Annotated in this window: 20 protein-coding genes, 1 pseudogene and 2 riboswitches; of the genes and pseudogenes, 10 read left to right on the top strand and 11 right to left on the bottom strand. The window is 44.6% G+C overall.

What is annotated here, in order from left to right:
• Positions 1–88: 88 nt before the first annotated feature.
• Together ELZ11_RS21585 and ELZ11_RS21580 are read left to right on the top strand one after the other, a co-directional pair.
• Positions 89–427: a hypothetical protein gene (locus ELZ11_RS21585; RefSeq protein ID WP_137359447.1), complete on the top strand. Its 339-nt coding sequence runs from the start codon at positions 89–91 to the stop codon at positions 425–427.
• Between the two features lie 175 nt (positions 428–602).
• On the top strand, positions 603–1,337 hold the full coding sequence (locus ELZ11_RS21580) for a sulfite exporter TauE/SafE family protein (protein ID WP_137359446.1): 735 nt from the start codon (positions 603–605) through the stop codon (positions 1,335–1,337).
• A 117-nt stretch (positions 1,338–1,454) separates the two neighbouring features.
• Here the strand turns inward: ELZ11_RS21580 and ELZ11_RS21575 are convergent, their stop codons facing one another.
• Positions 1,455–1,919, bottom strand: coding sequence for a hypothetical protein (locus ELZ11_RS21575; protein ID WP_137359445.1), 465 nt, complete (start codon positions 1,917–1,919; stop codon positions 1,455–1,457).
• A gap of 334 nt (positions 1,920–2,253) precedes the next feature.
• Here ELZ11_RS21575 and ELZ11_RS21570 point away from each other — a divergent pair.
• A pseudogene (locus ELZ11_RS21570) lies at positions 2,254–2,367 on the top strand (sulfite exporter TauE/SafE family protein); the annotation flags it as partial.
• Positions 2,368–2,490: 123 nt separating this feature from the next.
• Positions 2,491–3,135, top strand: a complete 645-nt coding sequence (locus ELZ11_RS21565; RefSeq protein ID WP_137359444.1) for a DsbA family oxidoreductase — start codon at positions 2,491–2,493, stop codon at positions 3,133–3,135.
• 42 nt (positions 3,136–3,177) lie between these two features.
• On the opposite strand, the gene ELZ11_RS21560 is transcribed toward ELZ11_RS21565, so the two are convergent.
• Positions 3,178–4,125 carry a GlxA family transcriptional regulator gene (locus ELZ11_RS21560; RefSeq protein ID WP_137359443.1) on the bottom strand — a complete coding sequence of 316 codons (948 nt, stop codon included), beginning with the start codon at positions 4,123–4,125 and terminating at the stop codon, positions 3,178–3,180.
• Between the two features lie 114 nt (positions 4,126–4,239).
• Between ELZ11_RS21560 and ELZ11_RS21555 the strand changes: the two genes are divergently transcribed.
• Entirely contained in the window at positions 4,240–4,761 is a 522-nt protein-coding gene (locus tag ELZ11_RS21555) for a cysteine hydrolase family protein (RefSeq protein ID WP_137359466.1), read from the top strand.
• 64 nt (positions 4,762–4,825) lie between these two features.
• Here the strand turns inward: ELZ11_RS21555 and tenA are convergent, their stop codons facing one another.
• The 7 genes from tenA to ELZ11_RS21520 all read right to left on the bottom strand — a co-directional run bounded on the left by tenA (position 4,826) and on the right by ELZ11_RS21520 (position 10,908).
• Positions 4,826–5,494 carry a thiaminase II gene (gene tenA / locus ELZ11_RS21550; protein WP_137359442.1) on the bottom strand — a complete coding sequence of 223 codons (669 nt, stop codon included), beginning with the start codon at positions 5,492–5,494 and terminating at the stop codon, positions 4,826–4,828.
• Positions 5,495–5,516: 22 nt separating this feature from the next.
• Positions 5,517–6,467, bottom strand: coding sequence for an ABC transporter substrate-binding protein (locus tag ELZ11_RS21545; protein WP_137359441.1), 951 nt, complete (start codon positions 6,465–6,467; stop codon positions 5,517–5,519).
• Positions 6,468–6,550: 83 nt separating this feature from the next.
• A complete protein-coding gene (locus tag ELZ11_RS21540; RefSeq protein ID WP_137359440.1) occupies positions 6,551–7,348 on the bottom strand; it encodes an ABC transporter permease in 798 nt (265 codons plus the stop codon).
• Entirely contained in the window at positions 7,341–8,207 is an 867-nt protein-coding gene (locus ELZ11_RS21535; protein WP_244291700.1) for an ABC transporter ATP-binding protein, read from the bottom strand. Before ELZ11_RS21535 ends, ELZ11_RS21540 begins: the two co-directional genes overlap by 8 nt.
• Complete coding sequence (gene thiD / locus ELZ11_RS21530; RefSeq protein ID WP_137359439.1) at positions 8,197–9,066, bottom strand: bifunctional hydroxymethylpyrimidine kinase/phosphomethylpyrimidine kinase; 870 nt, start codon at positions 9,064–9,066, stop codon at positions 8,197–8,199. Before thiD ends, ELZ11_RS21535 begins: the two co-directional genes overlap by 11 nt.
• A 63-nt stretch (positions 9,067–9,129) precedes the next feature.
• A riboswitch (TPP riboswitch) is annotated at positions 9,130–9,228 on the bottom strand.
• Positions 9,229–9,538: 310 nt separating this feature from the next.
• Entirely contained in the window at positions 9,539–10,165 is a 627-nt protein-coding gene (locus tag ELZ11_RS21525) for an isochorismatase family protein (RefSeq protein WP_137359438.1), read from the bottom strand.
• Positions 10,166–10,233: 68 nt separating this feature from the next.
• A complete protein-coding gene (locus ELZ11_RS21520) occupies positions 10,234–10,908 on the bottom strand; it encodes a pirin family protein (protein WP_137359437.1) in 675 nt (224 codons plus the stop codon).
• Between the two features lie 185 nt (positions 10,909–11,093).
• Here ELZ11_RS21520 and ELZ11_RS21515 point away from each other — a divergent pair, with 185 nt between their 5' ends.
• The gene (locus tag ELZ11_RS21515) at positions 11,094–11,978 is read left to right on the top strand and encodes a LysR family transcriptional regulator (protein WP_137359436.1); all 885 of its coding nucleotides are present in this window, start codon (positions 11,094–11,096) and stop codon (positions 11,976–11,978) included.
• Positions 11,979–12,105: 127 nt separating this feature from the next.
• Here ELZ11_RS21515 and ELZ11_RS21510 read toward each other — a convergent pair whose 3' ends face one another.
• Complete coding sequence (locus ELZ11_RS21510; RefSeq protein WP_244291699.1) at positions 12,106–12,852, bottom strand: phosphatase PAP2 family protein; 747 nt, start codon at positions 12,850–12,852, stop codon at positions 12,106–12,108.
• A gap of 249 nt (positions 12,853–13,101) precedes the next feature.
• Positions 13,102–13,279: riboswitch (FMN riboswitch) on the top strand.
• 168 nt (positions 13,280–13,447) lie between these two features.
• Here ELZ11_RS21510 and ribB point away from each other — a divergent pair.
• Together ribB and ELZ11_RS21500 are read left to right on the top strand one after the other, a co-directional pair.
• Entirely contained in the window at positions 13,448–14,104 is a 657-nt protein-coding gene (ribB, locus tag ELZ11_RS21505) for a 3,4-dihydroxy-2-butanone-4-phosphate synthase (protein ID WP_137359435.1), read from the top strand.
• 197 nt (positions 14,105–14,301) lie between these two features.
• Positions 14,302–15,150, top strand: coding sequence for a hypothetical protein (locus tag ELZ11_RS21500; protein WP_137359434.1), 849 nt, complete (start codon positions 14,302–14,304; stop codon positions 15,148–15,150).
• A 96-nt stretch (positions 15,151–15,246) separates the two neighbouring features.
• On the opposite strand, the gene ELZ11_RS21495 is transcribed toward ELZ11_RS21500, so the two are convergent.
• A complete protein-coding gene (locus ELZ11_RS21495) occupies positions 15,247–16,137 on the bottom strand; it encodes a LysR family transcriptional regulator (RefSeq protein ID WP_137359433.1) in 891 nt (296 codons plus the stop codon).
• Between the two features lie 136 nt (positions 16,138–16,273).
• On the opposite strand from ELZ11_RS21495, the gene ELZ11_RS21490 reads away from it, so the two are divergent.
• Both ELZ11_RS21490 and ELZ11_RS21485 read left to right on the top strand, forming a co-directional pair.
• The gene (locus ELZ11_RS21490; protein WP_137359432.1) at positions 16,274–16,912 is read left to right on the top strand and encodes an NAD(P)-dependent oxidoreductase; all 639 of its coding nucleotides are present in this window, start codon (positions 16,274–16,276) and stop codon (positions 16,910–16,912) included.
• A 277-nt stretch (positions 16,913–17,189) separates the two neighbouring features.
• The gene (locus tag ELZ11_RS21485; protein ID WP_137359431.1) at positions 17,190–17,972 is read left to right on the top strand and encodes an SDR family NAD(P)-dependent oxidoreductase; all 783 of its coding nucleotides are present in this window, start codon (positions 17,190–17,192) and stop codon (positions 17,970–17,972) included.
• Positions 17,973–17,984: the final 12 nt, after the last annotated feature.

The raw sequence follows: 17,984 nt of genomic DNA, 5'->3' as shown, positions 1-17,984 counted from the left end.
GCAAAAGTTACACGCACAAATAAACAGAATTTCATTCTGTTTATTTGTGCGTTAGATTGTTTGTAAAGCAGAGAGAGGGAGACAAAACGTGATCATTTTCAATATAGAGTCAGCATTAGTCATGGCCCGTCAATTTGAACAAGACGCATCGCTGCTTAAAGGTGCGGTCTATTTTAATGACGGTATTAAGAATCACCGCGTACACAACTTGCACACAATTACAGAAGAATTCGAAACGAATGGAATGTATTCTTCGCACCTTATCGGCTACAAACTGTCGATTTCTGACAACACTTCACTGCTCATAAAGGTCAATGGCGAATCTACCCTCCTGAAAAATGAGGAGTTCCACGAGACGTATTCCTCTAAAGAAGAGGTTTTAGTCCAAGACATGGTCAAATCAGGGATTCATCGCTACATGTTTTAAAGCGATATATTTTAAGGCTACGACTTAACTCGCTGACGAGCTATATCCTCCAAGTAAACGTGAATTAAGCTTCCGTGCCCTCAGAACATTATTGAACGCCCGCGATAAATATTTAAGCCACTCGCGGGCTTTTACTTTATAGTAATATCCACTCGCTCTTTATCTGACCAATGCCATGCTCACCGATTACTTGGATCAAACCGCTCTCATCGCTATTGCCCTTATCTTTATAGGCTCATTTGTACAAACCGCTATCGGTTTTGGTTTAGCGATTGTCGCGGCTCCGCTATTGTTCTTAGTCTCACCCGATTACGTCCCGGCCCCTATTTGTATCGTAGCCTTATTCATTTCGATATTGAACGCCATGAAACATCGCGAAAATATCTCGATCGGTGGGCTAAAAATGGCACTGATTGGGCGAGTACCAGGCTCACTCGCGGGTGGTGTTTTATTGGTGATGGTATCCACTAACGTATTGTCACTGTGGCTTGGATTCCTAGTGGTGTTTGCCGTAATCGTGAGCCTATTACCATTTAGAATTGAGCCAACTCCAATGCGAATGGGCGTTGCTGGGTTCTTTTCAGGCTTCTTCGGTACAAGCTCTGCGATTGGCGGGCCACCTATGGCGCTATTGTTGCAACACCAGGAAGCGAATCAACTGCGTGGTAACTTATCGGCATTTTTTGTTTTTAGCTCGATCATCTCACTGATTGTGCAAATCCCTGCTGGGTTCCTCACGTTACATCACTTGTATATTACGATCCCCCTTATTCCGGCCTCTTGGCTCGGGTACAAATTGGCTATGCTGACGACACAGAGCCTACCTAAAGAAAAAATTCGTATTGGCGCACTAGCTCTTTGTTCAATCAGTGGTTTTACCGCCATTTGGCAAGGTTTGTCTGTCGCATAACGGCACGCTCTTTTGGTAAAGTCAATGGGGTAGATTCGAACGTCTTACTCTAGCGCACTAGATGCAATTTATACTTCTCTACTCGATTATTCACATTATGCAGGCTAACTATGAAGCTCAAGAAGTCTCTCTCGACTCCATTACTACTTCGATTGCGTTAACCCAATGCTCAAAGCTCTCAACTGGTAACTTATATAATTTGTACTTTCTAACATACTGATCGCGCAATGAAAGATATAATTGAACCGTATCGTCTGTGCATACCACCTCAAAATTTATGCTATCCCCTCCTTCAGAACTAATTACTCCTAGCGGGCCATTAGATATCCTAAAATTAGGGCACAAACCCGAGTCAGTTATAAGCCTCACATCTCTTCGAGCTTTACTTAAAATGACATTGAATTTTTTTATCGTAGAAGAGTCTAGCTTCTCTACAAATACACTTTTACTTTCTATACCACTAAAGACCATAAAATGGCTTTCAAAGACACGGACAAAAGGCAGGTTTTCCATTTGAATATCTTGATGATGAGCGTGTGCGGAACAACCAAAAAGTACCAATAATAAAACTAATTTTTTCACTTTAACTACTTACATATAAAACAATAGGATGACGTGTCGCTTAAATACATACAGCGAGTTGCGAGCGAGCCCAAACACGAAACACACCACCTCTATAAACAAAATGCACTTAAACTGACTTAATACCAAAGGATTATATAAATAAAAATACATATGACAATACCATTAGATATATTTATAACATATAAACCTAAGGGTATAATGTCGAGCTAAGTTTTTACTGATAAGTAATATATGCAATAGTACTTCTTTTACTAAGCGTATAACTTGGTCTTCAATGTATCTCGAAACTTCACAATAAGGTCAAGAAACATTCCTCTTGGCTCGGGTCAATTTGGCTATGCTGACGACACAGAGCCTACCTAAAGAAAAAATTCGTATTGGCGCACTCGCTCTTTGTTCAATCAGTGGTGTAACCGCCATTTGGCAAGGTTTGTCTGTCGCATAACGGCACGCTCTTTTGGTAAAGTCAATGGGGTAGATTCGAACGTCTTACTCTAGCGCACGGATTGTAGTTAATGGCGCTCTTGTTACTATCCACTTAACTCCCTAATAAAGTTCAAGAGTAAATATGAAAAATGTCACAATCGATATTGTCTCTGATGTCGTATGCCCATGGTGCATCATTGGTTACAAACGCCTAGAACTCGCCCTTGAACAGCTCCAAGGCGAGATTCAAGCCGACGTTCAATTCCACCCGTTTGAGTTAAACCCGAATATGCCTGCTGGCGGCCAAAATCTAGGTGAGCACTTAGCTGAAAAGTACGGCACCACACCTCAAGCCAGCGCTGAAACACGTGACATGATCACGAAGGTAGGCCAAGAGCTAGGGTTCACCTTCAATTTCACCGATGAAATGCGTATGTACAACACGCGTAAAGCTCATCAGTTGTTACTTTGGGCAAAAGATTTTGGTAAACAAAAAGAACTGAAATTGGCGTTATTTGATGCGTACTTTACCAATAATCGTGCCGTTGAAGATGAACAAGTACTCTTAGAAATTGCCCAGTCAATTGAATTAGATGGCGCTCAAGCGCACAACGTCATGTCGGAAGAAAGCTGGGCTCACGAGGTTGAAGCCATTGAACACCAGTGGATGAATGCTGGAATTCAAGGGGTTCCGGCTTATATTATCAATCAGAAGCACTTGATCACTGGCGCTCAGGAGCCTGCAACCCTAGCTCAAGCCATTCGTGAGATATCAGAGCTTGATTAGCCTTGGGTATAGCTTTTTCGCTAGTTCTGCCAATGCAACAAGCTAGGAATTAACGAAGCGCTTTCTAAATTCTTGTGGCGTTAGCCCCATAATACGCAGGAATAATTTCCGGCAAGCACTGGCATCTTCATAACCAACTTGATGAACGATCCATTCAAATGAGTTACTTGAAGTTTCAAGTAACTCACATATCTTTTGGACTCGTAAATTCTGCATATATTCTGTCGGATTAAGCCCTGTAGCCTTTTTAAATCGACGTAAAAAGGTCCGTTCCCCTAAACAGCAATACTCTGCCAGTTCCACCAAGGTCACTTGCTGCGTAACGTGCTGCAAAATCCACTTCTGCACTTTGAGGATCAAATCATCACCATGGTTATAAACAGGAGTAAATTGCTTGTAGTACCGCTGCTCTCTTGTCCCCGTATCCACCACCAGCATTTTGCCTAGCTGCCTCATGACACTCGGTTGCGAATACTGCCCGACGAGCTCTAGCCCTAAGTCGATCCAAGACATCATGCCACCCGCTGTGATCACGTCTGACTCGTTGATCAATATTTTGTCGGTATCCAAGGTAAGTTCAGGAAAGCGCTCAGCAAAGGCAGGCGCTAGCCCCCAGTGTGTGGTGACCTTTCGATGATTCAATAACCCTGTTTTCGCCAAGATAAACGCACCTGCACAAGCCGAGCATAGAATAGCTCCCTGAGACGCTTGCTCTTGCAGCCATTTTACAAGTGAAGGGCACGGTTCAAGGTAGTAATCACTACTGTTGCTTGGCGGTAATAAAACGATATCGAATACTTCGCTTTGATCGTTCGTTTCTGCGCCGCCTAACCCAAGATCATGAGCAATATCGATAATCACAGGCTCGAATCGGAAGCCTAACCCTTGTTCTTCACATGCTAAGTTAGCCATTAGAAACAGCTCTTCTAACCCATGAAGCGCTGACTTCAAACTATCTTGATAGTTCACTATCGCTACATGCAGACTCATTTCATGCCCTTGTCAGTTTTACCCTTAATAACGTCATTAATGACACTGTTTGAATTATTGTTCAAGCCTCAATATATCGGTGTACCGACAAACGCCGACATAACAGGACACACAATAATGAACAAAGCATTACTAGTAATCGACCTACAAAACGACTACTTCGAAGACGGTAAATTCCCATTATGGAACACGCAGAACACCCTCACGAACATCAAAAACGCGATAAAATTTGCCACAGAACGTGGTATGAAAATCATTCATATTCAGCATATCGCTGATTCGCAAGCGGGGCCTGCTCCATTTTTTAATCCAGACACTCATGGCGCCAATATCCACCCGGAGATTTTGAACCAAGCGCCAGATGCCGATGTCGTGATAAAACATTTTGCTGATAGCTTTGAACAAACTGAGCTAGAAGCTGTGTTACAGCAACATGGTATTGAAGAATTGCTACTGTGCGGAATGATGACTCAGAATTGCGTAACACATACCGCAATCTCGAAGGCAGCGGAGAAATACAATCCCGCCGTTATTGTCGATTGCTGTACAACCGTAGACGAAATGATTCACAACATCGCATTACACGCGATTTCAACTCGAGTGCCCCTTCTGTCTACCGAGCAAGCATTTTCGTAACCTACCGGCACAAAAAAAAGAGCACTGAGTGCTCTTTTTAATTTATAGGTAAGTACTAAACTCACTATTTATTCTGTACATCTAAGCCTTGCTGCCAAAAGGCGATTTCCATACGAGTAGCCGTTCTAAACACTTCAGCCAAATTGCGGCCACGTTGACTGTTAAGATCAATTTCAGCAAGCAATTCATCAATATGAGCCGTTCCTTCTGCTACGCCTTGTTGAAATTCTTCACCGCTGTACAGTTCTATCCAACTTGCAAATGGATTTCCTTCAAGAACCGTTTGATCGCTTGCCTTTAAGTTTCGTCCGATCTCAGCGTAACCGATAGAACATGGCGCAAGCGCTGCATACAAATCCACAATGTCACCCGTCATACCGGCATCAAGTACATAACGTGTGTAAGCAACAGTACCAAAATCCTCTGGCTCAGCTTCTAAGTCAGACTCAGTAAGCCCCCAATTTCCACAATAACTGACGTGGTGGCCAATTTCTGAATCCAGTAAGGCGTGGACACTTGGCAAGGCCTTACGCATGTCAGCTAACGTACGAGCTTTGTAAATCGCTAGCGCATAAGCACGTGCATATTGCTTAAGAAACAGAAAGTCTTGCTTTAGGTAATGCAAATAACATGGCTGCGCCAAAGTACCTTTAGCCAGTTGTTGAACAAAATCATGTTGGGTGTAGGCATCCCAATCTTCTCGGCATGCATTGATCAAATCTTGATGATTCATAATGGTGTCTACTTCCGTTCAATTATTGAAAGCTAGGAACGTAATCCTTCGCTTTTGGCAAAGTTTCGATGATGTTTTTGTCGTACATAAACTGTGCGTAGTCGTCATAACGCTTCAAATCTACAGCGGAAGGGCGTAGTGCAAAGCGCGTTAACGTATCGTTCCAAGCACGTTTATTTAGCTCGTTATTAAGGGTATCTGGCGCGTAAGCAACAAACTCTTTCCACGATTGTTGTGGGTGATTCACAATGTATGTGGTTGCCTGCTCTAGCGCTTTATTGAATGCTTTGATCGCTGCTTCATCGTACGTGTTCGCATTAGCGACAAATACCAACTCATCATACGCTGGCACGCCATGCTCTTCCGGGAAGAAAGCTTTAGATTGGTAACCCTCTAATGCCAATTGGTTGGTTTCGAAGTTACGTAGTCCACCCCAAATTGCATCCACTTTTCCAGATGCTAATGAAGACGATAATGCCCAACCAACATTAATGATTTCGACGTCATCGTATTTTACGCCGCCAGTTTGAAGCATGGTACCAATCGTCGCTTCTTCATTACCCGCAATCGCGATACCGATTTTTTTACCTTTAAAGTCAGATAATTCATCAAGCTTGTTATTGTCTAACACCATAAGAGTATTAAGCGGTGTCGCGATCAGCGTGGCAGCGCGAATAAGAGGTAAACCAGCCGCAACATCAATCGTTAAGCTTGGTTGATAAGAGATCGCCAAATCCACTTTATTGGCTGCGACTAATTTTGGTGGAGTACTTGGATCTGCTGGCTCTTGAACTTCGACTTTTAGGCCTTGTTCTGCAAAGTACCCTCGTTCTTTAGCGATGACTATTGGTCCGTGGTTCGGGTTTACGAACCAATCCAGCATTAAGGTCAGTTCCTTAGTTTGAGCTTGAACATTAAACGTGACTGCCGAAGCCGCAAGCGCAACTGCGCTTATAATTGATCGTTTTTTCACTAGATTTCCTTTTGAATTTTCATTTTTATAATTTAGGCACCCATCATTGGTGCTCTATGTTTTACTGCTTGCGAAGGCGAGAATTACGCTTCCCAAGGAATAAATTTTTTCAGCGCTTTATCCGCAAAGAAGTACAAAGACACAGATAAGGCAGAAAGAATAAATAACGCCGCAAACATTTCATCTATCATCATTCGCGCATTGGCTTGGAGCATTAGGTAACCCAGCCCTTCACTTGATCCGACCCACTCTCCGGCAACCGCACCAATTGGAGCAATCACCACCGCCACACGGATACCCGATGCCAAGGTTGGTAAAGAAGCGGGAAGCTGGATATGACGTAACATTTGCCATTTACTCGCACCCATAGTTTTCGCAAGGTCGAGGTAACCTGTCGGTGTATTTCGTAAACCGTCGTAACAGCAAGTCGTTACAGGAAAGAAGATAATCAGCGCAGCCATCACCACCTTTGAAGCGATGCCATAACCAAGCCACAACATCAGAACGGGTGCGATAGCAAAAACAGGGATCGCTTGGCTGGCAATTAAAATAGGCAATAGCCAACGCTTTACCGGTTTGAACAGTAACATTTGCAGCGCGAATACCATGCCCATCGACAAGCCTAGAAACAGGCCTAATATAATTTCTTGAGCGGTTACCCAAGTGTGTTTAGCCAGTACTTCATGACGCTGAATCAAGCGCTCAAATACATCTAATGGTGCAGGCAATATGAACGATGGCATGTCAAAAATGACCACCACTGCTTGCCATAAGCCCACTATCACCAAAGCACTTACCATTACGCGTATAGCTGGATGCGACGCTTTCTCTTTATGGTTGAGTTTGCGTGAAATCGCATTTATTTGGGTCAACTCACTCATAGTCTTTCTCCAGCTGCTCAATAATGCTCTGCTGTAAAGCTGCGCAGTCGGCATCGAGTTTTCTTGGTACGGAAGATTGAGGCACAGTGAGCGACTCAGCGTGTGCTGGCATGCCTTGCATGATGTATAACTGGCTTGCCAAACGAACCGCTTCTTGTGGATCGTGGGTGATCAGCACTACGGTTTTATCTGCAAGCAATTGATGAGAAAGGTTTTGTAATCGGTGTCGAGTCACCGCATCAAGCGCTGAAAATGGTTCATCCATCAACACGATTGGTTTGTCTTGCATTAAGGTTCTCGCAAGAGCCACTCTTTGGCGCATGCCCCCAGAAAGTTGCTGCGGTAGAGCTTGATGGTGCTCAGCTAGGCCTACTTGTTCCAGTAAATTCAAGGCTCGTTGCCTTTGACATTCTGACGCCTTATCAAAACGCGTACTCAACAGAACATTGTCTAAAACGGTTAGCCAAGGCATCAGTAAATCTTGCTGAGCCATATACGCTATATTTTCGTGAATTGTGGTGCCGTCTAGAATATTGCTGCTAATAGCCGGCTGCGCTGTTTCAAGCTCATCACTTTTTCTAAGCGTCAACCGGCCTGCCCACTCCGCCTTCTGATCCAGCAACCCTGCCAAATACCTAAGCAAAGTGGTTTTACCGCAGCCACTACGACCAAGCAGACAAGTCCACTCACCGATAGGGAGCTGCATATTTAACCCCGAAATTGTCGCTTGCTGGCTGTCTTGATAGCGTAAATAGCCGCCTGAAATTTCGATGTAAGGCCGGGCAGACAGATGCCCGCCTACCAACTCAGTTGAGGTATTTGAAGACGACGTACTTACCGACATCGAATTAACGGACATCAGCGTACCCACTGAAAAAGTGGTTTACAGGGCCATGACCTTTGCCGATTTCAAGTTCGTCGGCATGGGCAATTGCGCTTGAAATGTAGTACTTACCTAGCTTAACCGCTTCCAGCAGCGGGTAGCCCTGAGCTAAGAAAGACGCAATGGCTGAAGACAGCGTACAGCCAGTTCCATGGGTATTGCGTGTCGCTACTCGTTTTGCGCTCAAACGCTCCACTTTGTCTGCAAAGATTAGTAGGTCGTTACTGTTTTCATCTTGCTCTAAGTGACCCCCTTTCAATAACACCGAATGCGCACCAAGCTCACGAAGTTGCGTAATCATGGTCGTCATTTCATCTTCATTGCTCGGGACTTGGCCGCCAATTAACGCGGCTCCTTCTGGCAAATTTGGCGTGATCACATCGGCTAGGGGCAGAAGTTCAGACTTCAAGGTACTGATGGCTGATTCTTCAAGTAGCAGATCACCACTGGTTGCAACCATCACTGGGTCAACCACCAAAAAGCTCGGTCGATACTGTTTAATTTTTTTTGCAACAACCTTGATAATGTGGGCGTCTGCAAGCATTCCCACTTTAACGGCAACCACGTTAAGATCAGAAAATACTGCGTCAAGTTGATGTTCGACATGTTCTAGTGGAATGGGGAATATGGCTGAAACGCCTAAAGTATTTTGCGCCGTAATGGCCGTGATCACTGAACTAGCATAACCGCCAGTAGCAGAAATCGCTTTGATATCGGCTTGAATACCCGCACCGCCACCGCTATCAGAGCCCGCAATGGTCAATACAATAGGTGTTGAAGGAACTAAGGTAGAAGGCGTGCTTGTCGCAGTTTGAAAAGCAGAAGAATGTGACATGAAAGCTCCTAAACTGGCGTACAGGAACTTTCTTACAGCGGCAGAAAATAGATCGGTTCACCGCTAGCAAGATCAATAGTTCCCTACGCCAGTATTAACTGAATCAGGTTCAACGGGTCTCGCAATTGCGATCTCAGCCTAATGGCCCCCCGACTATGTATGCGACGATAGTAACAACTTTTTTATCAACTACAAATCATTTCACCGTAATTCTGCCAAGTTGATACAACCTAGTTTTACTTTCTGTTCACAATCCGATGATGTGCTTTCAAACAATTGGGCAAGGCTAAATACGACACAATAGGTACAATGATGGCGACAGACAAAACTGTCACAAGTCCATGATGTTCAGTGACATAGGTCATCACCCATGGCGGAATTAGATAAACTAACGGCAACAAAATTACAAAAGTATATAGCGCCACCCAATGCCGATTGGGTGGCGAACTTTTCTGCTCGCCACTCATAATCATCACCCTTTTGCGAAGTAACTGTTCATCACATAACCATACTTAGTGGTATGGTCGGCTAGCACTCTACCAAGCACTTCACCGTAATCACTGCGCCAGTCATTCATCAATTCAGCCAGTACCGATGCCCAAGTGGTTACCTTAACACCCGCTTGTGTTAGGCGTTGAATCGTCACTTCTTGAACCGTTTTATTCCAGGTACCTGAAGCATCAATCACAGCGTATACGTCGTACCCTTCTTCTACCGCAGAAAGCGCGGGAAAGAGCAAGCAAACGTCAGTAACTATGCCTGCCATAATGATCTTTTTACGCCCAGTTTTCTCAATCGCTTGCTTAAAAGCTATGCTGTCCCAAGCATTAATTTGACCTTCACGTTCAATCACTTCGCCGCCTAATATTTCTGTAATTTCAGGCATCACAGGGCCATTAGGTCCTTCTGGCAAACTTGCAGTGATCACCGATGGCAACCCAATGGCCGCAGCCGTACGAGTCAGGCCAAGAATATTGTTTTTAATAACGGTTGGGTGTTCATCGCCAAGACCAACCATTAGACCCGTTTGATGATCGATCATGGCAAGTACCGCGTTATCTGGTGTTAAGAATTCTGAAAATTTAGTTGAAGTAGTCATAGTCGTTCCCTCGTGAATTAATATTTTTGAATGTGTATCAGTCGTCTGATTCTGTGTTAAGAATTTGGTTACTCAGTAAAAATAAGGATCAACTGACTCTCTTCATGAGCCGTAAAATCCAATTGTTCGGTTCGAACTAACGTGCCAGCTTTGATGAATTGGTCATTGATCGTTGCCGTTCCCGAGCTTAAATAAGCCAGAACTTCACCGTTATGCGTCGTCGTGCTACCAGAACCTGCCGCCAGAACTTCGATAACGGTTCTGCTTGCAAACGGCCCTTTGTTAGTTTGAGCGCCGCCATAAATTCGCGTGCGCTCGCCTTCAACGGGTTGATAAACCTGATAGCCAGCAGGCTCTCCTGAAACTTCCGGTAAAACCCATAGCTGAATCATTTGGTTAGGTTCGCCATCAGGGTTAATTTCATTGTGCGCAAACCCTTCCCCGCCAGCTCTTTGCACTTGAACACTACCGGCTTCTAAACTTTGACCATGCTCTAGTGAACCTGCATGACTAATTCGGCCTTTCACCATGACGCTGATGACATCGATTTCACGATGTGGGTGCATCCCTGTTTCGCCATAAGGCATGAAGTTGGCGTCCGCAAGGTAAACAAAATTGCCGATACCATTTGATGCTGCTGGGTTCTTGCGAGCACCAAACACCTTGTAATCGGTGACAACTTGCTTTTCTTTCAGGCCAGCGAAACCACCCTGTGGTAATTGGTCGAGAGTGAGTATTTCCATGGTTCCATCCTTAAATTTCTATACGAATAACCGCTCAATTAAATGACTTAACTGGGAGGTTGATGCCGTTGTTAAGCGATGAAGTTAGAATAGTTCGTCACCAAAAATTGATATATAAGCGGATTGATATAACATTGTTCTAAAATTGGTAACAATAAATCGAAAGCAGATATTGGGATGGAAGAATGAGCGATCTAAATGACATGTTGGTCTTTGCAACCGTTGTGGAACAAGGCAGTTTTACAGCGGCTGCAGAAAGCATCGGACTACCTAAATCCAACATCAGCCGTAAGATCACGCGTTTAGAGCAGCAGCTCGGTGTGCGCTTATTGGAACGATCGACACGTACTCAGCACCTTACCGAAGTTGGTCGTCAGTACTACTCATTCTGCCAACGAATCAAAGAAGAAATACAAGCGGCAGAACAAACTGTCGAAACCTTGCTTGAGAAGCCTCAAGGAACGATTAAAGTGTGTGTCTCACTCGCCATTGGTCAAAGTTTACTCGCACCAAAGATCACTCAGTTTTGCCAGCAATATCCAGATATTCACGTCGAACTAGCACTAACCAATCGCCGTGTCGACATTATTGAAGAGGGGTATGATCTCGTCATTCGAATAGGCGAACTGACTGACTCAAGCCTGATCGCGCGTAAAATTTGCCAACTGCCACTTAAACTTTATGCCTCCCCCGATTATCTAGCGTGCCATCAGATAATGCAGCCTAGCGATCTTCAACAGGTTCAGTGTTTGTGGATGAATATGAAAGAGCAAAAAGCGCAATGGCACTTGGTGTCGGAGACTCAGCGAGAAACCGTAAACTTTAACCCTGCATTCAAATGCGATGACTTTTCCGTTCTCAGACAACTCGCACAAGATGGGCTTGGCGTTACAGAACTGCCCGAATACATGGCACAGCAAGCCATAGCGAGAAGGGAGCTAATCAACGTACTGCCAGAATGGCAATTTGAAAGTGTCGATATGTTTGCGGTTTATCCGAGCCATCGTGGCGCGACGCCAAAAGTTCGGGTGTTTCTAGAGTTCTTATCCGAAACTTTTCGCTGTCGTTGATAAAGGAACATCGGCAACTCTTTGATTCGCTGTAGCCCATTCGCAGTAGTCATTGCCCTAAACAAAAAAGGAGCCATTTACGGCTCCTCTTTCAATACTATGTGTCAGTACTCAATAGTTGTTGAAGTTACTTAGTGGCAGGCAGGTATCGGTTAAGCCATTGTTCCACTTTCCCCCCTTGGAAGGTCGGTACCAACATATAGATCATAGCTCCCAATGCAATCGAACCCACTAGATCCACCGGTCTATGCATACCAAGCCACAAGCGACTGTAAGCCACTATTCCAGCCCATACTAACAACCCAGTAACGAGCCAATACTGCTTTTTCTCAAGAAACAACCCACCAAAGAAAGCCACACAAATGGCCACGAAAATAGTGTGCCCAGACGGGAACGAATAGTCCTTTTCGCCTTGCCAATGCTTGGTTCTCCACTCACTGACTTGAGACTCTATTGAATCTATAGCGGCGTTTTTCTCAAGCATACTTAATTGATAAAAGTGTTGCGGTGTTTCAATCACTTGCTGCTCAGACAAGTATTCAGTGTACGGTCTCGGGCTTTCCGTAATATTTTTCAACATCGTTTTCGCAGCAAAACTCAACACTAACAGCATCGCCAATTGCGCCATTAGAGCGAAAGTTTTCGTCATCGAGTATTTAAGAGAAAGACAAATTAAGCACAGCACAGCCAAAGTCACGAGAAAGCCACTACTGCCTGCTGAGTTAGTCATCAATTCTAAAAAACGCCCCAGGCCATCGCCGACTTCGCTACTCAAGTCTGTAGACATACCAAGAAAGACGATTGGAAATAACGAATACAGGCTAAGCGATAACACTTTCAAGCCTTTCGCTTTAGGAGTAAGAAATTTAAACACGGCAGTCGTTACCCGTCAGAAAATGAGCGCTGATTCTACTTGGGCGTCCATCAAAGTGCATCAGCACTATGTAAACTTTTGTCCAAGTTATAAGGACTTACTTTAGTTACCCGGTTTTATATCATTATTGAGAATGTGCCATCCCGTTTAATTCATATCATTTTCTGAAACTTTGTTATCAACCCTTTTAAAAATAACTGGAAACCATTACCATCTGGTCTGCTCTCATGAGCAAATCAAATTATTAATTTTTATTCTCAGGGCGGGGCGAAATTCCCCACCGGCGGTATGCTTAAACTTTAGGTAGCGGGGTTAGCTCACCTTGCAAAGTGATTAAGTAAGCCCGCGAGCGCTCGATTCGTCGAGGTCAGCAGATCTGGTGAGATGCCAGAGCCGACGGTTATAGTCCGGATGAGAGAGAATGGAAACACATCAACCAGCCTGCTAGCAATCTATTTGCCGGCCGCTCGTTGGTGCATTTCGTTTTGGATGAAAACCACGACGAGCTTTAGCAAACCGTAATGGGTTAGCTTTGTTGTGCTCGGTTGCCATCCCTCATACAGCCCTGATTCTGGTGATATTTAGGAGTTTAACCATGAATCAGTCTTCACTACTTGCCGAATTTGGCGAACCAATTACACGCGTTGAAAATGCTTTAGAAGCACTAAGAGAAGGACGCGGCGTTCTACTACTAGATGATGAAGATCGTGAAAACGAAGGTGACATCATTTATTCCGTTGAGCATCTAACAAATGAGCAAATGGCACTGATGATCCGCGAATGCAGCGGCATTGTATGTTTGTGTCTTACTGACGCTCAAGCTAACCAACTTGAACTACCGCCTATGGTCGTTGATAACAACAGCGCCAACCAAACAGCGTTCACAGTTTCAATTGAAGCGAAAGTTGGTGTAACGACAGGTGTTTCTGCAGCAGACCGCGTAACTACCATCAAGACGGCAGCTAACCCAAGCGCGAAACCAAGCGACCTAGCTCGCCCTGGCCACGTATTCCCATTGCGTGCTCGTGCTGGCGGTGTATTAACTCGTCGAGGCCACACTGAAGGCACAGTGGATCTAATGCAAATGGCAGGTCTTCAGTCTGCTGGCGTATTGTGTGAAGTGACTAACCCAGATGGCACAATGGCTAAAGCACCAGAGATTGTTGCGTTCGGCAAATTACATAACATGCCGGTACTGACCATTGAAGACATGGTGATGTACCGCAACGAGTTTGATTTGAAGCTCGCTTAATCAAGAAACAGTCGAATCCCCCTATTAAAGCCTCACTTCGTAGTGAGGCTTTTTTCTCGCCAACGTTGAGCATTCATTGCACCAAATACGCTCATGCCTTCTGCCCCCCCTTTCCAACCCATTGATAATTAAGCCTTGATGTATGGCACAGAAAATGAATTACCACTTTATAGGTATAAAGCTTATAGGGTACATTCATGTTTATTGTTATTTCACTCGCGCTATCTTTCATCGTGCTCACCACAGCTGTATGTTTTTCAAGAAAGCAGCATTCAGAGCTTACTCGCCATTTCGACACTTTGATCTTACTTAGGCAACTTCTGCAGCTTTCACGTCAACACCGTGCGGCAACCCATTACACTTTGACCTGCCAATTGTCTTCGCACTCAATCGCAAGAGTAAATTCTATCTTTGACGAAATACTCGATTGCTCTCATCGGCTCATTACTCAAGCCCCGCGCAATAGTCGTCCCATGTATCGCATCTTCCAAAACAAACTCAAAGCGATGCATCATGAATGGCAAACTCGTAGCGTGAACAGGAATCAATCTATCCATGGGAAATCCATTCGACACTGCTTGTTTTTACTCGACGAAGTGATGATCACTTGGCTGATCCAATCTGAACGAGATGACATGAGCAGCGAATACCATATGAATTGGCAACAAGTTCTCGAAAGTATGGAAGTGTTAACACAACTGCGTTTAGCCATCCCCACGATGGCCACACTGGAGGATCAAGCTCGTGTGAGGTACTACTGTGGAAAAATGCTGCGGAAACTCAACCAACTTTCGTTCATTTGCCCTTTGAGCACTCAATCACCCATTTGTACAAGAGCCAGCCAAGCACTCAATGAAATCTCTGAAAGCCTTGAAATTGAGTATTCTCAAGAAGCAATGTACGACCTAACCAGTGACCTTTCTACGGTTATCGCTCAAGTGTATGACCAAGTATTGTCAGAGATGGTCGAGACACTCTATCAACCGCTGCCACCATTGAACCTAGGAGCGACTGACTCCAAACTAAGTCGATTAAAATACGCATAAAGTTAGGAAGTTCGTCCTCTCTAAAGAAAATGCTCCATAAAAATCGAACAAGCATGCTGGAACTCGATGCTGATACCAACAGCGAGTTCCAGGCCTCTATTGAACTAAGATATCTTCAGACCAAGCCTGTGCAACAAAATCAATGAACTGACGTACAACTGGCAACTGATAGCTTCTCGACAAATAAACGGCCCATAAGGTACTACTTGGCGCGTTAAAATCGGTCAATATCGATTGTAATAAACCTTGTTCTATCACTGGATTACCTAAATCACATGGTAGCAGCGCTATCCCTTTTCCGTGTTGAGCTGCTCGCGATAGCACTCCCACGTCGTTAGCTTTAATCGTACCGCTGACATCCACCTTCATGGTTTGGTTGTCTTTAACAAAACCCCAAGTTGCCGTGCCTAAATGCACGAAACAATTATGCCGCTTTAGATCTTCAATCGTTTTCGGTTCACCGTGTTTACTCAGATACTCTGGAGAGGCACAAATCACCGACTCAATTTTCATCAATTTTCTTGCAATCAAACTATCGTCAGGTTGATCGGTATACCGCAACGCAATATCAATACGTTCATCCACCAGCTGGGTGAAGTGGTCCGAAGCAAACAATTCCACCGTGATATCTGGGTGCAAATCTGTGAATTGTTCGACGACGTCTAGCAGCATATTTTGAGTGAGACCGATTGGAGCCGCAATACGGATAGTTCCCGACAGATGATCGGTCTGGTTTAAAGCGGTGACTTCTAGCTCGGCGGTTTCATGCAGAATTTTTTCGCAGCGTTTTAGTGCTTCTTCACCCGCCGCGGTTAAGCTCACTTTGCGAGTTGTACGATGCAGTAATCGCTGCTTTAGCCAAGACTCTATATCTTGAACGTGACGAGAGACTTGCAGACGGCTCAATCCTAGATGCTCCGCTGCCTGTGTAAAACTCGCGCAATTAGCTACTTCCACAAAACTGCGCATGGCTACCAGCTTATCCACTCAAACCTCCTTTAAAATCAATTAGCATCCTAAATAGATACAATTTACATCAATTATGGATATTTATCGCTTATTAGTAAGCTATTAGACTGCAATTGTTGTCGAGAAACAGACTTAATCAATTGGAGAACACATTATGAAAATTGCAGTATTAGGCGCATCAGGTTGGATTGGTAGTCACATCGCAGAAGAAGCAAAGTCACGAGGGCATGAAGTGGTCGCTTTGGTAAGAGACCCAAGTAGATTAGAAGTCGCTGACGTCGAAGTTCGCTCATTTGATTTACAGGATATTCAAACAGGCTTAGCTCAAGCTGTCACAGGTGTAGACGCGGTGATCGCCTCAATCGGTGGCCGCGCAGCAGGTAATCATGACATCGTGAAGTCTACTGCTCGTGAATTACTCGCGATTCTGCCAAGCACCGATGCCAATCGTCTACTTTGGGTTGGAGGCGCCGGTTCTTTAGAAGTCGCTCCTAACGTAAAACTGGTAACGATTCCTGAGTTCCCAGATGAGTACAAAAGCGAATCGCTCGCACAAGATGAAGCACTAGACGTATTTAAACAGTCAAACAGCGACGTGAACTGGACTTTTGTTAGCCCTGCAGCGGAGATATTCCCTGGCGATAAACTTTCGCAATATCGCACCGGCGGAGATCAACTGCTGACAGATGCTGAAGGTAACAGCAAAATTTCTGTTGCCGATTACGCTATCGCCATGATCGATGAGCTAGAAGCTGGCAAGTATCCGCGTCAACGTATCGGTTTCGCTTATTAACCCCTTTTGGCGTTGCTTGCTGTTCACTACAGTAAGCAAAGCCACTTCTAAGCGTAGATACGCAGAAAACCATTTGAAATGTAAATTAATCAGCCACTTACCCAATGCGGGAAGTGGCTTTTTTGTAGTTGTGCTTTCGCCACTTTATTCAAATACATCTAGAATTATTAATGGCGCAATGAGATAGCATCATGGCGTGGTGTACGAGTGCGTGGCGTGATTGGATACCTTATGATTTGTCGTGTCAGCAATAACGCTTAGCTCGCAAGGAACTATCATGAACAATTCAAACATTGCTTTAATCACCGGCGCATCAAGTGGGATCGGATTAGAACTCGCAAAGATTCACGCTCAGAAAGGGGGGGATTTAGTCCTTGTTGCGCGAACCACATCAAAATTGGAATCACTCAAAGCTGAGCTCGAAGAGCAGTACTCCGTTGCTGTGCATGTTTTATCTGAAGATCTTGCAGATCCAGCAAGCCCACAACGTATTTTTGACTATACCGAGTCAAACAACTTGACCATAAACACGCTGATTAACAATGCTGGCTTTGGTGGACATGGCCTGTTCAATGAACGAAAGCTTGAAGCGGACTTATCTATGATTCAAGTGAACATCAGCGCGCTAGTTTCACTGACACACCTGTATCTTCAAGGTATGGTTGAACGTAAGCAAGGTAGAGTGCTCAATGTCTCTTCTACTGCGTCATTTTTGCCAGGCCCACTACAAGCGGTTTATTATGCGACGAAGTCATTTGTCACTTCATTTTCGCAAGCCATTGCCAACGAGTTGGAAAGCAGTAATGTAACGGTTACCGCGCTTTGCCCTGGCGCTGTGAACACTGGTTTCGTTGGAGCCAGTGGCTTAGAAAAGGTTGATGTATGGAAGAATGCTAAAACGCCAGAATCCGTTGCATTGGTTGGCTATCAGGCGATGGAAAAAGGCCAGCTAGTCGTATTTAATGAAAAAGGGCTTCGAGTATTATTAGAGTGGATCACTCCCCTGCTGCCTAGAAAGGTGGTTCTTAAACTATCTCGTCAAGCTATGGAAAAACAGTAACCCTTCAATAAG

It is taken from the genome of Vibrio profundi, from assembly GCF_005281835.1.
GTDB classification, from domain to species: domain Bacteria; phylum Pseudomonadota; class Gammaproteobacteria; order Enterobacterales; family Vibrionaceae; genus Vibrio; species Vibrio profundi.
This window is presented reverse-complemented; position numbering and strand designations above follow the sequence as displayed.

What these genes read in the sequence shown, in the direction of transcription:
- ELZ11_RS21580 (WP_137359446.1), top strand. Translation starts at nt 603, where the DNA reads ATGCTCACCGATTACTTGGATCAAACCGCTCTCATCGCTATTGCCCTT.
- ELZ11_RS21565 (WP_137359444.1), top strand. Translation starts at nt 2,491, where the DNA reads ATGAAAAATGTCACAATCGATATTGTCTCTGATGTCGTATGCCCATGG.
- ELZ11_RS21560 (WP_137359443.1), bottom strand. Translation starts at nt 4,125, where the DNA reads ATGAGTCTGCATGTAGCGATAGTGAACTATCAAGATAGTTTGAAGTCA.
- tenA (WP_137359442.1), bottom strand. Translation starts at nt 5,494, where the DNA reads ATGAATCATCAAGATTTGATCAATGCATGCCGAGAAGATTGGGATGCC.
- ELZ11_RS21540 (WP_137359440.1), bottom strand. Translation starts at nt 7,348, where the DNA reads ATGAGTGAGTTGACCCAAATAAATGCGATTTCACGCAAACTCAACCAT.
- ELZ11_RS21535 (WP_244291700.1), bottom strand. Translation starts at nt 8,207, where the DNA reads ATGTCCGTTAATTCGATGTCGGTAAGTACGTCGTCTTCAAATACCTCA.
- thiD (WP_137359439.1), bottom strand. Translation starts at nt 9,066, where the DNA reads ATGTCACATTCTTCTGCTTTTCAAACTGCGACAAGCACGCCTTCTACC.
- ELZ11_RS21525 (WP_137359438.1), bottom strand. Translation starts at nt 10,165, where the DNA reads ATGACTACTTCAACTAAATTTTCAGAATTCTTAACACCAGATAACGCG.
- ELZ11_RS21520 (WP_137359437.1), bottom strand. Translation starts at nt 10,908, where the DNA reads ATGGAAATACTCACTCTCGACCAATTACCACAGGGTGGTTTCGCTGGC.
- ELZ11_RS21515 (WP_137359436.1), top strand. Translation starts at nt 11,094, where the DNA reads ATGAGCGATCTAAATGACATGTTGGTCTTTGCAACCGTTGTGGAACAA.
- ribB (WP_137359435.1), top strand. Translation starts at nt 13,448, where the DNA reads ATGAATCAGTCTTCACTACTTGCCGAATTTGGCGAACCAATTACACGC.
- ELZ11_RS21500 (WP_137359434.1), top strand. Translation starts at nt 14,302, where the DNA reads ATGTTTATTGTTATTTCACTCGCGCTATCTTTCATCGTGCTCACCACA.
- ELZ11_RS21490 (WP_137359432.1), top strand. Translation starts at nt 16,274, where the DNA reads ATGAAAATTGCAGTATTAGGCGCATCAGGTTGGATTGGTAGTCACATC.
- ELZ11_RS21485 (WP_137359431.1), top strand. Translation starts at nt 17,190, where the DNA reads ATGAACAATTCAAACATTGCTTTAATCACCGGCGCATCAAGTGGGATC.